Source organism: Parabacteroides sp. ZJ-118 (assembly GCF_011038785.1).
GTDB lineage: Bacteria > Bacteroidota > Bacteroidia > Bacteroidales > Tannerellaceae > Parabacteroides.
Window position 1 is genome coordinate 1 of the sequence record NZ_JAAKDT010000005.1, and the last position, 20,734, is coordinate 20,734.

Consider the following 20,734-nt stretch of genomic DNA (forward strand, 5'->3'; position numbering starts at 1 on the left):
TCACGGATATAGTAGAACCGCTGAAGCCCGCTGATGTCTAACATAGCACCTCCAGCTTCTCTACCAGCGATAGAAGCTTGCGGTAGCTTAGGCCCTTCTGGAAAACATGTAACCCATTGGACATCCGGATATCCACCGTTATCCGGAGCGAGGAAGCCCCTGCCGGGACCACTTCCTCTACAGCCTCCTTTGACGAGGATACGTCCGCCTCCCCGAGCTGTCCTTCCGGACGGCCGGTAACAGCCACTTCCTTTATACGATGACGGGTATCGCGGTACCATTTGTTGAACAAGTTCCAGGACACCTTGTTGCGGATGCAATATTCCTGGATGGTGATCTTCTGCGGAAGACCCTCCGCCTTGTAGCGAATGTAAAAGTTTTCAAAATCTTCGTTGCTGTAATACATAATTTATCAAGATTAATGTTACAGCCGCGAATGTAGTCGGTTTTACTCAGGCTGTGCTTGGACGCTTACTACCCTTTTTCGTACAAACGTACGTTACTCCTCCTCTAAATCGTCTTCCTTCATATTGTGGAATACATTTTGAACGTCTTCGTCTTCCTCCAGCTTCTCGATAATCTTCTCGATAGTCTCACGCTGTTCCGGAGTAACCTCCTTCAGATCGTTCGGGATGCGTACGAACTCACTGCTCAAGATCTCGAAACCATTCTCCTCCAAATATTTCTGGATCGCTGAATTCTGCGCGAACTCACCATAAAGAACGATCTCGTCCTCGTCTTCCTCGACCTCGTCCACGCCGAAGTCGATCAACTCCAACTCCAGGTCTTCTAAAGAGAGATCCTCCTTTTTGGCGATATGGAATACGCATTTATGCTCGAACAAGAACTCCAAGCTACCGGATGTTCCCAAGGAGCCACCGTTCTTGTTGAAATAACTACGGACGTTGGCTACCGTACGGGTCGTATTATCCGTAGCGGTCTCAACGAAGATGGCGATACCGAAAGGACCATATCCCTCGTAGTTCATCTCCTTATAATCCGTGAATTCTTTCGATACGGCACGCTTAATGGCACGTTCTACGTTCTCCTTCGGCATATTCTCCTTTTTGGCGTTCTGCATCAACACACGTAAACGAGGATTGTTCTCAGGCTCCGGGCCACCCTGTTTTGCCGCGATCGTGATTTCCTTACCTAACTTCGTGAATACGCGGGCCATATTGCCCCAACGCTTAAACTTTCTCGCTTTACGAAACTCAAACGCTCTTCCCATATGTTTATCAGTTTATCTTTGTTTGTATGTGATTAAATTCTTATCTCAACTGAGCACCTAGCTTTTGTTCCAGATTCGTCTGGATCTTCTTCATGATCGCGTCGATCTGCCTATCGTTCAAAGTCTTGCTCTCATCTTGCATGAAGAAGCTTACGGCATACGACTTCTTGCCCGCCGGAAGGTTCTTGCCCTCGTAAACGTCGAACAAAGATACCGCCTTCAATAACTTGCGATCGCTATCCCTGGCGATTCTCTCGACCTCGCCAAACGGTACGCCCTTATCAAGCAACAATGCCAAGTCTCGTTTAACAGCCGGGAACTTGGATATCTCGGAGAAGGTTACTTTCGCCTTCTTGATCTCCTTCATCAATTGTGTCCACGACAACTCAGCGTAATAAACCTCCGTATCGATATCCAACATCTTACAAAGTTTCTTGCTTACGATACCCATCGTACCCAACTGACGTCCGGAACCGGTCGTGATGCTTAAGCCCGAAGAATAGATATCATTCGCCAAGTTACCGAAAATAACCCGTTTCATATCCACGCCCAAGCGAACCAAGGTATTCTCTACGCAAGCCTTCAACTCATAAACGGAAGATTTCTCGTTCGGATGCGCCCAGTTGTTTTCCACCCGGTTGCCGGCTATCCAAATACCGAGACGGTAATCCTCGCTGAATCGCGCCAAGGTCTCATCTTCCTTCTTGTTGTCCATGTCATAATCATAGCAATTGCCGAACTCATAGAAACGGACATTGCCATTCTTACGCCTCATGTTATACTCGATGTTCTCCAAGCCTCCGAATAACAAGGTCTGACGCATGCAGTTCAAATCCGCGCTCAACGGGTTCATCAACCTGACACAACGCGCTTCCGGATAAGTGGACAAGTCCGCATAATAAGCGGAACGCGTCAAGGAGTTGTTCATGACCTCATTGAAACCACAACCGCAAAGTTGCTCCGAGATCAAGTTCTGCAATTTCCAGCTACGATCCGTAGGAGTCCGATAACTTAAATTAGACTTCACGTTATCGCTGAACTCCACGTTATTATATCCGTAGATACGAAGGATGTCCTCGATCACGTCTACATCACGCCGCACATCGATACGATACACGGGAACGTGCAAAGTCAAGCCCTCGGCAGTCTCGGAAACGATCTCCATCTCAAGGCTTGCCAAGATACTTTTCACGGTCTCTACCGGGATCTCCTTACCGATCAACGCATTGATCTTCTGATACGCCAACTCGACCGTATACGGTTCCGCCACGGTGGGATAAACATCCTGCACGGCCCCCGTGATCTTGCCTCCCGCCAACTCTTGGATCAACAAGGCGGCGCGTTTCAATACATACATCGTATTGTTCGGGTCCAAACCACGCTCGAAGCGGAAAGAAGCGTCCGTATTCAACCCGAAACGACGGGCGGTCTTACGAATCCACGTCGGATGGAAACAAGCGGATTCCAAGAATACGTCGGTAGTCTCCTCCGTCACGCCAGAATCCAAACCGCCGAACACACCACCGATACACATCGGCTCCTCGACATTACAAATCATCAAGTCTCGATCGGTCAACGTACGCTCCACGCCATCCAAAGTAACGAATTTCGTACCAGCCTCAACCGCCTTGACGATCACTTTGTTCCCTTTGATCTTACCCGCGTCGAAAGAGTGCAAAGGTTGCCCCAACTCATGCAAGATAAAGTTCGTTACATCTACTACGTTATTGATTGGACGAAGACCGATCACACGCAAACGGTTTTGTAACCACTCCGGACTTTCCTTCACCGTAACACCCTTGATCGTAACACCGGAATAACGGGAACAAGCCTCCGTATTCTCTACCACGACCTCTACGCCCGGTGTCGTCTCGTCGTCGATCTTGAAAGCGTCCACCGAAGGGCGTCTCAATTCCGCGGACTTGCCATTTTGCTTCAAATAGGCGGCCAAGTCACGGGCGACACCGAAATGGGAAGTAGCGTCTACACGGTTCGGGGTGATGTCCACCTCCAACACATAGTCGCTCTCTACGTTATAGTAGTCTTTAGCTAACGTACCTACAACAGCGTCGGCGGGAAGTACGATAATACCGGTATGGTCTGTACCGATACCGATCTCATCCTCGGCGCAAATCATACCGTTGGACTCGACACCACGGATCTTGGATCGCTTGATAGTGACGCACTCATCTCCATCGTACAGTTTCGTGCCGTTCACGGCTACGACCACTTTTTGTCCGGCAGCCACGTTCGGGGCGCCGCATACGATTTGTAAAGGAGTCTCACCACCCACATTTACGGTCGTGATATGTAAATGGTCAGAATTCGGGTGTTCCTCACAAGTTAACACTTCTCCGATAACCAGTCCCTCAAGTCCGCCCTTAATCGTTTGAACTTCCTCTACCCCACCGGTCTCCAAGCCAATAGAGGTAAGCGCCTCAGCCACTTCTTCTGGCTTCAGATCGAAATCAAGATACTCTTTCAGCCAATTGTAAGATATATTCATCGCTATAAAATTTATTCCCTAAAGAGACGACCTCTAGTGATGCCGCCAAATTGACGGACAAAAGTACGAATAATAATTCAAACGATACAAAAAATCCGCATGAACTTCTACGAACTCTTCCGTCCGCCGCTCCGCCCGCCTTGCTACGGGAGATACGCTTACGTCTGTCGGACATATCTTCTTAATTTCTATCGCGAATTATAGATAATGAAGACCCATTTTACGATGAGTCGGAATAAAGATGTACCTTCGCGGGAGATTTTAACGTTACAACTACTTTTTATGCGTATAGATATACTTACCATACTTCCCGAGATGATCGAGGGGATGATTAATTGCTCTATCGTCAAGAGGGCGCAAGATAAGGGATTAGCGGAGATTCATTTACATAACCTACGGGATTACACCACTAATAAATGGCGGCGGGTGGATGACTATCCGTTTGGTGGCGAGGCCGGGATGGTGATGCAAATCGAACCGATAGACCGGGCGATCTCAGCGTTGAAAAACGAACGGGAATATGACGAGGTAATCTATACCTCACCGGATGGTGAGACTCTCAACCAGTCCATGGCCAACAGCATGTCTTTACTGAATAATCTGATCATCCTCTGCGGACACTATAAAGGGATCGACTATCGTATCCGCGAGCATTTGATAACGAAAGAGATATCCGTAGGAGATTATGTCCTTACCGGAGGAGAACTGGCCGCCGCTATCATAACCGACGCCGTGGTACGCTTGATACCGGGAGCTATCGGCGACGAGCAAAGCGCCCTCTCCGACTCCTTCCAAGATGACCTACTGGCTCCTCCCGTCTACACACGTCCGGCCGATTACAAAGGCTGGAAAGTACCCGAGGTACTATTATCCGGACATCAACGCAAGATAGATGAATGGCGCTTGCGACAAGCGCAAGAACGCACGGCACGTCTCCGGCCGGATTTACTGGAATAGCGGCGTCATAAAAACAAGGCCGGGGGATCATCCCCAGACGATACCCCGGCGGCTTCCCTTGTCCACAAACAATCAGGGCTGCGACATCACTCTTATTTATTGAAACGTTCTTTCAGCTTAGCTAACATGTCTTTTGTCATGGCATCCAAATCATACTCCGGCTTCCAGCCCCACTCCTGGCGGGCGCAAGTGTCATCCAAGGAGTTCGGCCATGACTCGGCGATAGCCTGACGCAACGGATCTACCTCATACTCCATTTGGAAGTCCGGCATATATTTCCTGATATTATTAAAGATGATCTCCGGATCGAAACTCATCGAGGCGATGTTGAAAGAGTTGCGATGAACGAACTTCGTAGAATCCGCCTCCATGATCTCGATAGCGGCACGCAAGCCGTCCGGCATGTACATCATATCCATGAAAGTACCGGCCGCGATCGGGCAAACGAATTTCTCGCCCTTAGCGGCAGAATAGTAAATATCGACCGCATAATCCGTCGTGCCACCACCCGGAGGTGTTACGTAAGAGATCAATCCGGGGAAACGAACCGAGCGAGTGTCCACGCCGAAACGGATATTATAATAATCACTTAACAACTCTCCGGATACCTTCGTCACGCCGTACATCGTACGAGGATTACGGATCGTATCTTGAGGCGTCTTGTCTTTCGGGGTATTGTTACCAAAAACGCCAATAGAACTCGGAGTAAATACAGCGCAGTGCATCTCGCGAGCCACCTCAAGCACATTGAACAGCCCTCCCATTCCGATCTTCCACGCCAACTGGGGTTTAGCCTCCGCTACAGCCGACAAAAGAGCAGCCAAGTTGTAGATCGTATCGATATTATATTTTGATACCGTCTCAGCGATCTGCTGCTCGTTCGTGATATCCACGATAGCGGAAGGTCCCGACTCTAGTAACTCGCCTTTAGGTTCCGCGCCCGGGATATAACCCGCTACTATGTTCCCACCGTATATACTTCTTAATTTCATGGTTAACTCTGATCCGATCTGACCGGTAGAACCAATTACCAATACATTCTTCATCGCGTTTAATGAGATTTAAGTTTTTTCTGTCGGCAAAGGTATGGAGAATAAAATAGTTTCGGCATGAATTTCTTATTTTTTAGTATTAAAATTCAAAAAAAAAACAGACCTTTGTCTGTCGCTTTGACAACGAAGCTACTACTCATATCTGAATACTAATAAAAAAACGAGGTTTTTATGTACGGAAAACTTAAAGAATTCTTGACAAATGAACTTGAAGGCATCAAAGCCGCAGGTTTATACAAGAACGAGCGTATCATTACTACGCCGCAGAGAGCCGACATCAAAGTAAATGCCGGAAGTGATGTTTTAAACTTCTGCGCCAACAACTATCTTGGTCTGTCCGATAACCAACGACTGATCAAGGCCGCGAAAGAAGCCATGGATACACACGGTTATGGCATGTCGTCCGTTCGTTTCATCTGTGGAACGCAGGATTTGCACAAGCAATTGGAGGCAGCCATCTCCGACTATTTCAAGACTGAAGACACGATCCTTTACGCCGCCTGTTTCGACGCTAACGGCGGTTTGTTCGAGCCGTTGTTTGGCGAGGAAGACGCTATCATCTCGGATGCCTTGAACCACGCCTCTATTATCGACGGCGTTCGTTTATGCAAGGCAAAACGTTATCGCTACGCTAACGCCGACATGGCGGACTTGGAGCGTTGCCTACAAGAGGCGCAAGCTCAACGTCACCGTATCATCGCCACGGACGGCGTGTTCTCCATGGACGGCAATGTCGCTCCGATGGACAAGATTTGCGAGCTTGCCGAGAAATATGACGCATTGGTTATGGTGGACGAGTCTCACTCTGCCGGTGTCGTAGGACCGACCGGTCGTGGCGTAGCCGAGCAGTTTGATGTTTACGGACGTATAGATGTCTTCACGGGTACGCTGGGTAAGGCATTCGGTGGTGCCATGGGTGGCTTCACGACTGGAAAGAAGGAGATTATCGATATGTTACGCCAGCGTTCTCGCCCCTACTTGTTCTCTAACTCCGTGGCTCCGGCCATTGTAGGCGCAAGCTTGGAAATGTTCAAGATGTTGAAGGAGAGCGACACTTTACATACGAAATTAATGAACAACGTAAGTTACTTCCGTGACAAGATGCTGGCAGCCGGTTTCGATATCAAGCCGACTCAGTCCGCGATTTGTGCCGTTATGTTGTACGACGCTAAGTTGTCTCAAGATTTCGCCGCTAAGATGCAGGAAGAGGGTATTTACGTAACCGGTTTCTATTACCCGGTAGTACCGAAGGGACAAGCCCGTATCCGCGTACAATTGTCCGCCGGCCACGAGACTGAGCATCTGGACAAGGCTATCGCCGCATTTATCAAGGTAGGAAAAGAGCTGGGCGTTATCAAATAACACCTCTCTCATTCACCATACAAGGCCACATCCGGGTAAGATGATCCGGATGTGGTTTTTTAATCACCAAGAACAATCATGCAACTCAGTAATTACCATAGTCATTGTACTTTTTGTGATGGGAGAAGCATTCCGGAGGATTTCGTGAGATTCGCCATAACACACGGGTTCCGTGCGTACGGTTTTTCCTCCCACTCACCGCTTCCGTTCGAGACCTTCTGGAATATGTCTAAAGACGATATGCCAGAGTATCTGCAAGAGATAAAACGACTGAAACAAAAATACAGCGATCAACTGGAGATATATGCCGGTCTGGAGATTGATTATCTGGACCAGACCTATAATGCCTCAATCCCCTATTTCCAAGAGTTGCCTTTGGACTACCGGATCGGTTCCATCCATTTCCTGCCCGTATCAGAACATCTGGTCGAAGAGAACATGGTCTGTATAGACGGCTCATTCAGGGAATACGCCCACTCTGTGGAACGTCATTTCGAGGGAGATATCCGGTTGCTTGTCAAGCGTTATTTCGATACCACGATGAAAATGATAGAGGCCGGAGGCATTGATATCGTCGGGCATATGGACAAGATCTATATGAACGGACAGAAATACGAAATCTTCAATTTTGAGGAGGATTGGTATCGGAAGCCTTTTGAGGCTTGTCTGGATCTGGTTAAGGAGAAAGGATTGATGGTCGAGGTCAACACTAAGAACTGGACCAAGAAAAAAGAGCTTTATCCCCGTACGGAATATCTCTCACGGATGCGGGAAATGAATATCCCTGTCTTGGTGAACTCCGATTGCCATTATCCGGATTTGGTGAACGACGGTCGCGGGGAGGCTTTTGAGCTGCTAAAGCAGGCTGGCTTCAAGTCTACCCGCGAGCTTGTGAAAGGCGAATGGCAGGATATCGCCCTCTAGGGTTTCTTTTCCCGCTTGTACAAGAAGGATTGCCAACGTTCCTCGGCGTTCCCTTGATGAAACAGGTCATAACGTGCCATCGTAAAGAACAGATCCGATAAACGGTTCACAAACGCCATGATGCCGGCAGGAACCGGGTCTTTCCGATTCAATGTCCACAAACGGCGTTCGGCCCTACGGGTTATCGTGCGGGCCAATTGGAGGTGGGCCGATACAGGTGTGCCCCCCGGAAGAATAAAATATCCGTTATCCTCCATTTGGTCGGATAGATCATCTATACGGGACTCACAAAAGAGGACCAAATCATCAGGGAGCGGGTTCGGATTCTTATCACGGATCGCCGAGGGTGTCGCCACATGAGACATCACGGTCATCATCTCCCGCTGTATCCTGCCCAACAACTCCTGCCATGCATGATCGGGAGGCAGCAACGTGCGGACAACGCCGATCTCGGCGTTCAACTCATCCAACGTCCCATTCGCCTCGATACGGATATCATCCTTATTGACACGCTCACCGCCATGTAAGCTGGTTTTTCCTTTATCTCCTCCGCGAGTATATATTCTCATAGGAAATTCATTTTATGACGTGTGCGTTAGTCAAAGAGGTGCTTAAACCTACTGAAGATTTTCTCTTTCATCGTCTTATCAGGCTGGAAGTTCGGTGAATTCTTCAATCCGTTCAGTGTCTCTTTCTCCGTAGACGACAAAGTCTCGGGGATATATACACTCACGTTCACCAATAAATCGCCCGTACCATAACTATTGATGGAAGGAAGCCCTTTATTACGCAAACGAAGCACCTTTCCCGGCTGTGTACCCGGCTCGATCTTCAATTTCGCCTTTCCATCGATGGTCGGGACCTCTACCGTGGCTCCCAAGGCTGCTTGCGGGACACTCAGCAGCAGGTTGTATAACAGATCGTTCTCATCACGAATCAACTCCGGATGCGGTTCCTCCTCGATAAGGATCAATAAGTCGCCGTTGATTCCACCATGTCGTGCGGCGTTGCCTTTACCATTCATGGAGAGCTGCATGCCCTCGGCTACACCGGACGGGATATTGATCGTGATAATCTCATCGTCACGAACGACACCCTCACCGTTACACTCCGTACATTTCTTGACAACGATCTTACCCTCGCCACCACAAGTAGGACAAGTCGTCTGCGTCTGCATCTGTCCTAGGATCGTGTTGGCAATACGGGTAACGACACCGCAACCTTTACACGTATCACATGTCTTCACACCATCCGAGCCTTCCGCCCCGCTACCGTGACAATGCGAACAAGGCACATACTTCTTTACCTTGATCTTCTTTTCCACGCCGTTCGCGATCTCTTTCAGGTTCAGCTTCACCTTCACACGCAAATCCGATCCACGGTTCACACGGCGTCCTCCGCGAGAACCGCCGAACCCACTGAAGCCTCCGAAACCACCAAAATGTCCACCAAAGATATCGCCGAACTGGGAGAAGATATCCTCCATGGACATTCCGCCACCGAAGCCGCCGCCTTGTGAAGCCCCGCCGACACCCGCATGACCGAATTGGTCATAACGCTGACGCTTTTGCGGATCGCTCAACACGTCGTATGCCTCGGCCGCCTCCTTAAAGTTCTCCTCCGCTTGCTTATCGCCCGGGTTCTTATCCGGGTGGAATTGTATCGCCTTCTTGCGATACGCTTTCTTTATCTCATCAGCTGAAGCATTCTTCTCAACACCCAGCACTTCATAGTAATCCCTTTTAGCCATCCTTGTATTTGTTATTTGCGATATTCCGATTATTCTCCCACTACTACTTTAGCGTGACGTATTACCTTGTCAAATAGGGTATATCCGGTTTGTACACAGTCCAACACCTTGCCCTTCAGATCCGATTCCGGGGCGGGGATCGTAGCGACGGCCTCAAACTCCTCCGTGTTGAACGGCTTGCCTACGGCCTCGATCGGCTTCACGCCCTGCTGAGACAGATAGCCTGCGAACTTACCGAAAATCAAGTCCACACCTTCTTTAACGGCCTCTACATCCTCGGCCGTTCGGACATTCTGTAAGGCACGCTCGAAATCATCGATAATGGGAAGAAGGTTCTTTAACGCACCCTCGCTGCCAGTCTTGATCAAATCGGCTTTCTCACGCATCGTACGTTTACGGTAATTGTCAAACTCCGCCATCAAGCGCAAGTGGGAATCGTTTAATTCATTATATTTCTTTCGCAGGGCTTCCAGTTCGCCCGACACATTGTCAGAACCGACAGTTTCATCTGCCGCGTTTGCCTGTTCTTCCTGCAAATTTGTCGCTTCTTCATTATTCACGTTCTCGTTTTTGGAAGCGTTTTCTTTTTTCTCGTTCGGATTCATCTTGCTCATAATCTATCTGATTTTCTTCATTACTAATTAATTGTAAGCGAAATACGATACCCTATAAACACCATTAAAAGGTATATACACAGCATCCCTATCAAGTTCGTACACTAGCACAGCTGCAAATATATTGCCAACTATTCCATCGCATCAAAAATATCTTTACCTTTGCCTATGTTTTAAACGAAACAGTTTTTTAGCGTAAATAAAATTCCAGAATATGATGAAAAGTGTGATTTTGCCAACGTTGCTATTCGTATTAGTGGTCTGTACGGCTTCCGCCCAAAACAGGAATGCATCCATCTGCCGACTAGGCTTCACATACGATATCAGCCAGAGCAAGAACTGGGGAAATAACAAGCCTGTCATTAAAAGTGTCATCCCTTATTCATCCGCCGAGCAAGCAGGTATTAAGAAATATGACGTGATCGAGGAGATCAACGGGGTTCCTGTGACAGAGATCTCTGTCGATGAGATCCCTCAACTGCTGAATCCCTCCGGAAGAAACGATGTCCTATTGACCATCAGCAACCTTTCCTCTCCTTCTAAACAAGTATTGGTAAAGAAGGATTGCAAGAAAAGTAACGCCATCACGGAAGACCAGCTGGCGTCCGCCTACTCGATGTACAGCCTGGAGACTACCCATGAGCAAGAATTCGTATGCCCGTTCAAGACTACCGTCACATCCGACAGCGTAGATTTCAGCGGCTTCAAGACATTCGCCTTCTCGACCATCGATGAGAATAACCGTAAATTGGAAACGGTCATCAACGAATGCATCGAGAACGAGTTGACCAAAAAAGGACTTACAGTTGATATCGCGAGGCCGGATCTATTGATACAGACTTTCTACTTTTTCGACAAGAACCCGAACTATCTGGGAGCGAATAAGGTGTTAATAAAAAAGGAACCGACTTACCGGTACAACTTCTCGCACAGCAAGATGGAGAAGTTCCCGTTCTTGAATTACGCCGCCGCCGAAGCGGAAGCCGAATATCTGCTGCAATTCGGTATCCGTATCATCGATCAAAAAGATATCCCCGGACGTGTGCTCTGGGAATGTGAGGCGAACGAGTTGCTGGAAGACTCTTATCGTTTGGACGAATACGCCCGGGTGCATGTCCCGTTGATGTGTATGCAATACCCATACACGAAATACGGACGTAACGTACCGTTCAAGGTGAGCAAGAAGACCTATAATTATACGGGTATCAGTTACGATATCGATAAATTGGATCAGGTGGTTGACGTAGATCGGAACTCTCCCGCTTACGCGGCAGGCATCCGCCCTCGTGACATTATAGAAAAGATCGGCCGTCATAAGATGGATCATTCGGCAGAGGAGTTCTCGTCCGCCTACAAACGCTTCATCACGAGCACGATGCCATATCGTGATCCGAAGACGATGTTTACGGACGCGAACGGTTTCAAGTACTGCATGTTCTGGGACGTATTCAAATATCCCCAAATCGCGGATGCGTCTCAAAGCTCCGATTACTTGCCGGCGTTCTCTTATTTATACTATTTCGCCCCTTATATTAATCCATCCGGCAACAACGCCTGTACATTTAATGTAAAGCGTGGCAAGACAAAATTAGAAGTAATTATCCGCCCTACCATTCGCGCTGAAGTGACGGTAGAGATCAAATAAAGATTTTACAAACACGTGATATATCCACAAAATTTTGAGCAAAAGACGGGATTTGATAAGATCCGTCACTTAATCACAGAAAAATGTTTAAGTCCGCTCGGAGAAGAGCGGGTAGCGGAGATGGGATTCTCCGATGAGTTCGAAGTCGTATCCAAGCGATTGGAACAAACCGACGAGTTTATCCGTATCCTACATGGAGACACGGAATTCCCCGCCAATTATTTCTTCGACGTGCGTTATTCCTTAAAACGGATTCGGCCGGAAGGTACTTGGCTGGATGAAAGGGAGTTGTTCGACCTTAAACGTTCCCTGCAAACGATCAATGACATTGTACGCTTCTTCAAGCCTACGGACGATCCGGAAACCAAATATCCAGCCTTGACAGAATTGGCGGGGAATGTCTTTGTCTTCCCCCAATTGATTGGAAAGATCGATAGCATCCTCGATAAATTCGGCAAGGTCAAAGACGGTGCTTCCTCCACCCTATCGCAAATCCGCAGGGAGATAACGATCACGGTGAGCGGTATTTCCCGTAGCCTGCAATCCATCCTCCGTGCGGCGCAATCGGACGGGGTTGTCGACAAGGACGTGACACCGACCCTGCGCGACGGCCGTTTGATGATCCCGGTAGCCCCGGCCTTCAAACGAAAGATAAAAGGTATCGTACATGATGAGTCCGCCAGTGGCAAGACGGTCTTTATAGAGCCGGAGGTTGTCGTGGAAGCAAATAACCGCATCCGGGAACTGGAGGGGGAAGAACGCCGAGAAATCATTAGAATATTGACAGAATTTACGAACGTGATCCGGCCTTTAGCCCCGGATATCCTGCGATCATACGAATTTCTTGCCGACATTGACTTCATTCGCGCGAAAGCGTTATTCGCGGAGCAAGTCAAGGCGATCAAGCCGATCGTGGAGGATAAACGACAAGTGGATTGGGCACGTGCCGTGCACCCGCTCTTATTCCTGTCTTTACAGAAACAGGGCAAGCAGGTAGTCCCCCTCGATATCGAGCTGACCGAGGGAAAACGGATCTTGATCATATCCGGTCCGAACGCCGGTGGTAAATCCGTTTGCCTGAAAACGGTCGGATTACTTCAATACATGTTGCAATGTGGTTTATTGATCCCTCTGCATGAGCGGTCAAGAACCGGGATCTTCGAGCATATATTCATCGATATCGGTGACGAGCAAAGCATCGAGAACGATTTGAGCACCTACAGTTCTCACCTTACCAACATGAAATATTTCGTGAAGAATTGCAACGAGCGGAGCATTATCCTAATCGATGAGTTCGGTAGCGGTACGGAACCCCAGATTGGCGGCGCCATCGCCGAGGCTTTATTGGATCGCTTCAACCGGAACCATAGCTTTGGCGTAATCACGACCCACTACCAGAACTTGAAGCATTTCGCCGAGGATACGGAGGGCATCGTAAACGGTGCCATGTTGTACGACCGCCATTTGATGCAGCCCCTGTTCAAGCTATCTATCGGAAACCCGGGTAGCTCGTTCGCCGTAGAGATCGCACGCAAGATCGGTCTGCCCGAGGAGGTGATAGCCGACGCTTCCGCGAACGTCGGAGCGGATTACATCAATATGGACAAATACCTGCAAGATATCGTGCGTGACAAACGGTATTGGGAAAGCAAACGGCAGAATATCCGTCAGCAGGAGAAAAAACTGGAAGAGGTCACCTCCCGTTACGAACAAGATCTGGAAGCCGTAAACAAGCAACGGAAAGAGATCATCCGAGAGGCAAAGACCGAGGCGCAACGTATTCTGGCGGAGGCCAACGCCAAGATCGAGAATACCGTCCGTGAGATCAAGGAAGCCCAAGCGGAAAAAGAGCAGACCAAACTGGCTCGCAAAGCTCTGGAAGACTTCAAGAACTCCGTCATGGAGACCGAAGAAGAGGACGATAAGATCGCACGCAAGATGGCCAAGCTCAAGGAACGAAACGAACGGAAGAAACAGAAACAAAAAGTGACGGCCCAACCAATATTCGATAAAGAGGTGATAGCGGCTGGCGACAATGTACGCCTGAAAGGGCAGGTTGCCGCCGGAACCGTTATGGAACTACAAGGGAAGCAGGCCGTAGTGGCATTCGGGATGATCAAAAGCACGGTTAAACTGGAGCAGTTGGAGAAGGTTAGCAAAGGTCAGATCAAACGGGAAATCCAGAAAAGCACGTTTGTCAGCTCCCAGACCACTGAAAATATGCATGAGAAGAAGATAAACTTCAAGCAAGAAATCGATGTGAGGGGAATGAGGGGTGATGAGGCATTGCAAAGCGTGACCTATTTCATCGACGATGCCATTCAAGTCGGGGCAAGTAAGGTTCGCATCTTGCATGGAACCGGTACAGGTATCTTACGTCAGCTAATCCGGGATTATCTGCGCACGGTTCCCGGTGTCCGCCGTTTTCAAGACGAGCATGTGCAGTTCGGAGGCGCCGGTATCACCGTTGTCGAGCTTGATTAGAGAGATCCCCCCGACTCACCGACAGATGGTTAAAGTCTTACCAAAAATGATTATCAAGTAGACACACGCACGCCGTGATGGAAACATGAGAAACAGGAAAGGAATCCATGTAAAATAAGAAAGCGCCGTGAGAACCGGGGAATATCCGCCTGGAATAGGGAGGCTAAGTCACTGGAATCCGTCTCGCGTTCCATTGACTTGGCGCCGTATCTCAATGGTTTTCCGGTCGGGTCTCAATGACAAAAAACGGGAGAGGCAGGTATCGCGGCGCTCTCTTGAAAATGGAAAGCGCGGGCATTCTTTACCTGGAAGACACCCGCGCTACCTTATTAAAGACTAGAAATTCATCTTATACTTTTTCACCTCGTCTGCGGGTTTGGAAAAGGACTTATCTTTTTTGCGATGAAAAACACATAGCCATAGAAAGCCTTATACTTGTGATACAGCTCATCCTCGACGGATTGAAGCGCACTGAATTCCTCGGCGATTTGATTTCCCGCATATTTATCAAGAAAAATCTTTTGGGCTTCGATCTTCAAGGCCAGGTAATGTTCTGTCCAGCAATTTTCCGGTAATATAAATGTAGCGACCGGAAGATAACCCGCTTTGTGTATCTTGGCTACTTGATTGGGAATCGTATCTATCTCAGGATACGCGTCCATCCAGAAGTCATTGATTTCCTTAGGACGCTCGTCGGTAAACCACGAGCTTTCGGAAACAGCGATATATCCTCCGGTCTTCAAGTACTTACGCCACTCGTTCAGCCCCCGCTCAAAGCCGATGTTGTAAATGGCCCCTTCCGACCAGATCAAATCCAATTCCTCTTCTTGAAAAGGAAGATTATCCATTGAGCCGACAATACCTTCTACCCTATCTTGCAAGCCTAACTTCCTCACGTTACGATTGAAGATATTGATAAAGCCAGGAAAAAGATCCAACCCGGTAACCTGCCCCCGTACATGTTGAGCCAATACCATGGTTTGGCCACCCGTCCCGCAACCGATGTCGGCTATCAAGGATTTATCGGTGAGGTTATCTATAAAACTCAGCGCTTTTAATGTCGCTTCAGGGCTTCCGGGTCCTTGCCGTTCCATACTGGAGAAAAAGTCACAAATTAAATTAAGTTCGAAATCGTGAATTGTTTTATTTTCAGTATTCATTTTCTTACGCTATTTCGCGTACACGGAAAGCCTTACAATGCTTTCATCGTACGCGGATTAAACTAAATTTTAACAACAGAAAAGCACTCCCGAAAAGAGCTATCCGAGAGCAAACGAATGGACAATCCGCGCCAAAAGCACAGATTGTTTACAAAACCAAATCCGATTTAAATGTCTTTGTCATGCGGCAAAGGTACATAATTATTTTACGTGTTGGAGGATTTGCCATGTAAAATATTTTCCGGACTACAAGAAGCCGGGAATCCGCACGCTCCATGACCGAGCGATCTTAATGCCAATGTAACATATATTTCATTTCTCCGAAATAAGAATATCCGTTCTTTGTCAAAAATAAATTATATTTGTACGTGGAGAGCCGTAAGGCCCTCTTTTAAAGACAGAACAGCTTATGGTAACAACTCGTATTCTTGTAGTGGATGATGAAGAGGATTTGTGTGAGATCCTTAAGTTCAACTTAGAGATAGAAGGTTATGAAGTGGATACCGCCTATAGCGCGGAAGAGGCCTTGAAAAAGGATCTGACCGCTTACAATTTATTATTGTTGGATGTAATGATGGGAGAAATCTCCGGTTTCAAGATGGCACGTATCCTGCGACAAGATGAGAAGACGGCCAATATCCCTATCATCTTCCTCACGGCCAAGGATACGGAGAACGATCTGCTCACGGGATTCAATCTCGGGGCGGATGACTATATCTCCAAGCCTTTCTCCATCCGCCAAGTAACGGCGCGTGTCAAGGCCGTGCTAAGAAGAACTTCCGAGCCATCGAGGGAAAAAGAGATCGAGAGACTCGAGTATGAGACATTAGCCCTGGACACGAAACGCATCAAGGCTACGGTAGACGGGGTGGAAGTCTCTTTGACCAAAAAAGAGTTTGAGATACTAAAACTTCTGTTGGAGAATAAAGGGAACGTCTTCTCCAGAGAGGAAATACTATCTCGCATCTGGAAAGACGAGGTATATGTCCTGGACCGTACAATCGATGTCAACATCACCCGGTTACGTAAGAAAATAGGTCCTTATGGAAAGAACATCGTAACTCGTTTGGGTTTCGGTTATTGTTTTGAATGTTAACATTGTCGCTGAATCATGGTAAAGATAGATGGTGAGAAAAGGCACCGGATACCGTTTAGCCAACGGCTTTTCTGGTCGGTTTTTTTTATGTTCCTGGGCTTTACGGTCTGTTTCCTGCTGTTCCAGTATCAGCGGGAAAGGGAGTGCGCGCAAGAAAAGTTGAACAATGTGTTGAGTAACTATAATTACCAATTATTCCGTAGATGCCAACAAAACACGGACATCAACCAGACCGTAATAAGTTTCATGGACGACATCCCTCAAAGGGACTTACGGGTAACCATTATCGATCCGTCCGGCGACGTATTGTTTGACAATAGCGGGACGGACGAGTTTAATAATCATAACGACCGGAGCGAGGTTCACAAAGCCCGGTTGTACAATGAAGGATTCGCTATCCGTTCCTCGGAATCCACGGGAAAAAGGTATTTCTATTCGGCATCGAATATCGGAGGTTATATTTACCGCTCAGCCCTGCTCTATGATCCCTATGTGAGAGGGATATTGACGGTAAACAAGGACTTCATTTATTTCATGGCATTGATGACCGTGATTTTCTTCTTCGTGCTTTCCCGTTTTACTTTCAGCATAGGCAGGACAATAGCCAAACTGAGGGATTTCGCCTTAAACGTAGAGAAAGATCAAATGCCCGCGGTCGATTATGTCTTCCCGAATGATGAGCTAGGTGATATCTCACAGAACATCGTAACTTTATACCATCGACAACAAAAAGCGAAAAACGAGTTATCCATGGAACGGGAAAAACTCATCAAACATTTCCAATATTCCAAGGAAGGCTTCGCCGTGTTTACAAGCGAAGGGCGGGAAATTCTCTCTAACATCCTATTCATTCAATTCATAAATGTCATATCCGACACCCAGATCCACCAAGCGGAAGACGTTACCGATATAGCCGAGCTAGAACCTATCCGGACCTTCTTAACCAAGAATATCCGGAATCTGAACCGGAAAAAGAAAGTATTAAGAGAGTCCGTGACTATTGACAAGAACGGTAAGATATTTTTGATCGAATGTATTTTATTCCTCGATAACAGTTATGAGATCTCTATTAACGATATATCCCGTCAAGAAGAGGAGAGCCGGATGAAACGACAGCTTACGCAAAACGTCTCTCACGAGCTGAAAACACCGGTCAGCAGCATTCAAGGGTACTTGGAGACAATCCTGTCCAACCCGGACTTGAGCCCGGACAAACGTCAATTTTTCTTGGAGCGCTGTTACTCCCAAAGTACCCGCCTCACAGGATTGTTACGAGACATCTCCGTATTAAACAGGCTCGACGAGGCATCCGAGATGTTCGACCTCATGGAAGTAAATATCACGAAGCTTATCGCCGAGATACAAAAAGAATGCTCCAAAGAGATGGAAGAAAAACACATCACATCGGAAATCACCCTCCCGGGGGATCCGACCGTGTCGGGGAATAACTCCCTACTCTATTCCATATTCCGGAATCTATATGACAACGCGATCGCTTACGCCGGAGAAAACATAAAGATTACCATCAACTGCTATAAAGAAGATCCTAAATATTATTACTTCAGCTTCTCTGATAATGGAGTGGGTATCCCGGAAGAACACATCAATCGCATATTCGAACGCTTCTACCGGGTGGACAAGGGACGCAGTCGTAAGATCGGAGGAACCGGATTGGGATTATCCATCGTCAAGAACGGGGTCAATTTCCATAAAGGACAAATATCCGCGAAGAGCAGTCCGGGAAAAGGGGTTACCTTTTTCTTTACCCTGAAAAAGAAACTATAAAATCCCGAAAATTCCATAACATACGCTTGACGTTTACTATTAAAAATGTATCTTTGTATTAAACGCCATACAATGTCATGAGAAACATCTATTTCGTATTATCGGTCTATTTAATGATCCCCCTGTTTCCTTTAGCGGGAAACACCTATACTACCCAACAAAGGGAAGATAGTCTTTTATCCCTATTAGAGTCCTCGCCAACCGTAGATGAACAGATCGAGTTATATAAAAGTTTAGCGACAATGTACAGGCAGACGCCCAAGGAGATTGTTTACCTGAACAAAATGGCGGAGGTGGCAAGCTCCACCTCGGAAGATCACGCCTCTTTGTATTACGCATGGGCCAACTTATCCCGCCATTATTACAATATACAAAACAGGGATAGCCTGATTTATTGGTCGAATAAGATAGATTCGTTGGCCGCGGACGTGGATGAGATTCCGGACGCGTTATTCGACGCGCGAGGATTCATCTGCCAGATGGATCTATGGGACGGCAATTATGAGTTGGCGATGAACGGGGCGATCAGCCTATACAACTATGCCCGTGATACAAAAAATGAATATGGATTGATTTGCTGCAACGAGAACCTGGGCTTAATCTATCAAGAGATCCATCGGGACAGCGACGCGATCGTAGCGTACCGGGAGGGTCTCGGCTTATTACAGAAACGGGGCGACAACCCGAAATTCGAGATGCAATACATGGGAAATCTCATCGAGTCTTATCTGCGAACCAACCATTTCACCGAAGCCAAGGAATTATTAGCTCGCTACGATGAAATGATCCGAGACAGGGAAAGGGAGAATAAAGAACAAGGGACCGCGTTCCCCGTGGATCGTTGCCGTGCGCTGATGTATATTTTCTACGCGGATATGTATGTCCTTAAAGACAAGCCCAAGGAGGCATTGGAGGCCTTGTCGAAAGCGACACCGATCCTAGAGGCCGGAGATGATTATACGAAATTCTGCTACAACTTCGTTTTCGCCAAGTATTACTATCTGACAGGTAAGTATGAAAAGGCGCTGAACATCATAGACACGAACAAACTAACGGAAGAAGATATACGAACCACGGAGCTGAAAGTCGATATACTCGAAGCGTTGGGACGTTATAAGGAAGCGCTCGCGTTTGGCAGAAAAGTCGTGGAACATGCCCAGATGCTGCATGACGAGGCCTTTAACCGGCAGATCAATCAGCTCCGGACATTGCATGACCTAAACAATCAGGAGATGCAGGCGTACGAGCTACAGCTACGCGAGCAACAACTGCATGCCCAAAAGTTGTTAGTGATTATTCTACTCGTAATATCGATCGTTCTCTTGGTGATGCTATACATCGTACACAAGTTCTATCGCTCCGCGCGCCATTACCAACAGGAACTCATGAAGGACAAGGATACTTTATTAGAGTCCGAGCGTCAACTTCGTACAGCCAAAGAGATGGCGGAACACGCCAACCGGATGAAAAGCACGTTTATCGCCAATATCAGCCATGAGATCCGTACGCCGCTGAACGCGATCGTCGGCTTCTCGGAATTAATATCCGATGAATCTATCTCGGCCGGCGAAAAGAGAGAGTTCTTCTCGATCATCAACAACAACTCTTACTTATTGCTGAATCTGATAAATGACATTCTTGACCTTTCTCGCCTGGAATCCGGGAATATGAAGTTCACTATAGCGAAGTGCGACTTATCGGATTGTTGCCGGAACGCCCTGGCGAGCGTGGAGCACCGGGTCCTCCCGGGTGTTCGATTGACCTATACGCCGGCTGAGGATCCCTTGCATATCCAGACCGATTCGATACGTCTCCAGCAATTATTGATAAACCTGTTGACCAACTCCTGCAAATTCACGAAAGAGGGAGAGATCAACCTATCTTATCAAACGGATGAGGACAAGCGGTATGTACGCATCTCCGTGACCGACACCGGATGCGGGATACCGGAGGATAAGCAGAAAGTCATATTCGAGCGTTTCGAGAAGATCGATGAGTACGCGCAGGGCACGGGTTTGGGATTATCCATCAGCCAGACGATTATCGAGCACTTAGGTGGCTCCATCCGATTGGACCCGGCCTATAGGCATGGAGCCCGGTTCGTCGTACTCCACCCCTACGATCACCCGCTCGATAATCCATCCTGAGGCAGACCGGCCTTAATAAGC

16 protein-coding genes are annotated in these 20,734 nt (G+C 47.8%); 8 read left to right on the forward strand and 8 right to left on the reverse strand.

The genetic code is table 11. The features are described from left to right. Window positions 1–37: 37 nt before the first annotated feature. From G7Y39_RS02860 to pheT, 3 genes are all read right to left on the reverse strand, one after another. The gene (locus tag G7Y39_RS02860) at window positions 38–406 is read right to left on the reverse strand and encodes a hypothetical protein (RefSeq protein ID WP_165154882.1); all 369 of its coding nucleotides are present in this window, start codon (window positions 404–406) and stop codon (window positions 38–40) included. 93 nt (window positions 407–499) lie between these two features. Then, on the reverse strand, window positions 500–1,231 hold the full coding sequence (locus G7Y39_RS02865) for a YebC/PmpR family DNA-binding transcriptional regulator (RefSeq protein WP_165154884.1): 732 nt from the start codon (window positions 1,229–1,231) through the stop codon (window positions 500–502). A 40-nt stretch (window positions 1,232–1,271) separates the two neighbouring features. Next, window positions 1,272–3,737, reverse strand: a complete 2,466-nt coding sequence (pheT, locus tag G7Y39_RS02870; protein ID WP_165154886.1) for a phenylalanine--tRNA ligase subunit beta — start codon at window positions 3,735–3,737, stop codon at window positions 1,272–1,274. 282 nt (window positions 3,738–4,019) lie between these two features. Between pheT and trmD the strand changes: the two genes are divergently transcribed. Beyond that, the gene (gene trmD / locus G7Y39_RS02875) at window positions 4,020–4,694 is read left to right on the forward strand and encodes a tRNA (guanosine(37)-N1)-methyltransferase TrmD (RefSeq protein ID WP_165154888.1); all 675 of its coding nucleotides are present in this window, start codon (window positions 4,020–4,022) and stop codon (window positions 4,692–4,694) included. A 92-nt stretch (window positions 4,695–4,786) separates the two neighbouring features. Here the strand turns inward: trmD and G7Y39_RS02880 are convergent, their stop codons facing one another. Next, complete coding sequence (locus tag G7Y39_RS02880) at window positions 4,787–5,740, reverse strand: NAD-dependent epimerase/dehydratase family protein (protein WP_165154890.1); 954 nt, start codon at window positions 5,738–5,740, stop codon at window positions 4,787–4,789. Window positions 5,741–5,917: 177 nt separating this feature from the next. On the opposite strand from G7Y39_RS02880, the gene kbl reads away from it, so the two are divergent. Both kbl and G7Y39_RS02890 read left to right on the forward strand, forming a co-directional pair. Next, on the forward strand, window positions 5,918–7,108 hold the full coding sequence (kbl, locus tag G7Y39_RS02885) for a glycine C-acetyltransferase (RefSeq protein WP_165154892.1): 1,191 nt from the start codon (window positions 5,918–5,920) through the stop codon (window positions 7,106–7,108). A 78-nt stretch (window positions 7,109–7,186) separates the two neighbouring features. After that, window positions 7,187–8,032: a histidinol-phosphatase gene (locus tag G7Y39_RS02890; RefSeq protein ID WP_165154894.1), complete on the forward strand. Its 846-nt coding sequence runs from the start codon at window positions 7,187–7,189 to the stop codon at window positions 8,030–8,032. Here G7Y39_RS02890 and G7Y39_RS02895 read toward each other — a convergent pair. Genes G7Y39_RS02895 through G7Y39_RS02905 form a run of 3 tightly spaced genes read right to left on the reverse strand, consistent with a single transcriptional unit; the run spans window position 8,029 to window position 10,396 of the window. Next, the gene (locus G7Y39_RS02895) at window positions 8,029–8,601 is read right to left on the reverse strand and encodes a cob(I)yrinic acid a,c-diamide adenosyltransferase (protein WP_165154896.1); all 573 of its coding nucleotides are present in this window, start codon (window positions 8,599–8,601) and stop codon (window positions 8,029–8,031) included. The genes G7Y39_RS02890 and G7Y39_RS02895 overlap by 4 nt on opposite strands. 26 nt (window positions 8,602–8,627) lie before the next feature. Beyond that, on the reverse strand, window positions 8,628–9,782 hold the full coding sequence (dnaJ, locus tag G7Y39_RS02900) for a molecular chaperone DnaJ (RefSeq protein ID WP_165154898.1): 1,155 nt from the start codon (window positions 9,780–9,782) through the stop codon (window positions 8,628–8,630). A gap of 29 nt (window positions 9,783–9,811) precedes the next feature. Continuing rightward, window positions 9,812–10,396: a nucleotide exchange factor GrpE gene (locus tag G7Y39_RS02905; protein WP_165154900.1), complete on the reverse strand. Its 585-nt coding sequence runs from the start codon at window positions 10,394–10,396 to the stop codon at window positions 9,812–9,814. A 214-nt stretch (window positions 10,397–10,610) separates the two neighbouring features. Here G7Y39_RS02905 and G7Y39_RS02910 point away from each other — a divergent pair, with 214 nt between their 5' ends. Both G7Y39_RS02910 and G7Y39_RS02915 read left to right on the forward strand, forming a co-directional pair. Next, window positions 10,611–12,041, forward strand: a complete 1,431-nt coding sequence (locus G7Y39_RS02910; RefSeq protein WP_165154902.1) for a DUF4136 domain-containing protein — start codon at window positions 10,611–10,613, stop codon at window positions 12,039–12,041. A gap of 15 nt (window positions 12,042–12,056) precedes the next feature. Then, a complete protein-coding gene (locus G7Y39_RS02915; RefSeq protein WP_165154904.1) occupies window positions 12,057–14,525 on the forward strand; it encodes an endonuclease MutS2 in 2,469 nt (822 codons plus the stop codon). 359 nt (window positions 14,526–14,884) lie between these two features. Here the strand turns inward: G7Y39_RS02915 and G7Y39_RS02920 are convergent, their stop codons facing one another. Further along, window positions 14,885–15,685: a class I SAM-dependent methyltransferase gene (locus G7Y39_RS02920; RefSeq protein WP_165154906.1), complete on the reverse strand. Its 801-nt coding sequence runs from the start codon at window positions 15,683–15,685 to the stop codon at window positions 14,885–14,887. A 409-nt stretch (window positions 15,686–16,094) separates the two neighbouring features. Here G7Y39_RS02920 and G7Y39_RS02925 point away from each other — a divergent pair, with 409 nt between their 5' ends. The 3 genes from G7Y39_RS02925 to G7Y39_RS02935 all read left to right on the forward strand — a co-directional run bounded on the left by G7Y39_RS02925 (window position 16,095) and on the right by G7Y39_RS02935 (window position 20,713). Further along, a complete protein-coding gene (locus tag G7Y39_RS02925) occupies window positions 16,095–16,781 on the forward strand; it encodes a response regulator transcription factor (protein WP_165154908.1) in 687 nt (228 codons plus the stop codon). Between the two features lie 15 nt (window positions 16,782–16,796). Further along, window positions 16,797–18,566, forward strand: coding sequence for a cell wall metabolism sensor histidine kinase WalK (locus G7Y39_RS02930; protein WP_165154910.1), 1,770 nt, complete (start codon window positions 16,797–16,799; stop codon window positions 18,564–18,566). Window positions 18,567–18,643: 77 nt separating this feature from the next. Beyond that, window positions 18,644–20,713, forward strand: a complete 2,070-nt coding sequence (locus G7Y39_RS02935) for a sensor histidine kinase (RefSeq protein WP_165154912.1) — start codon at window positions 18,644–18,646, stop codon at window positions 20,711–20,713. The last annotated feature ends 21 nt before the right edge of the window (window positions 20,714–20,734 follow it).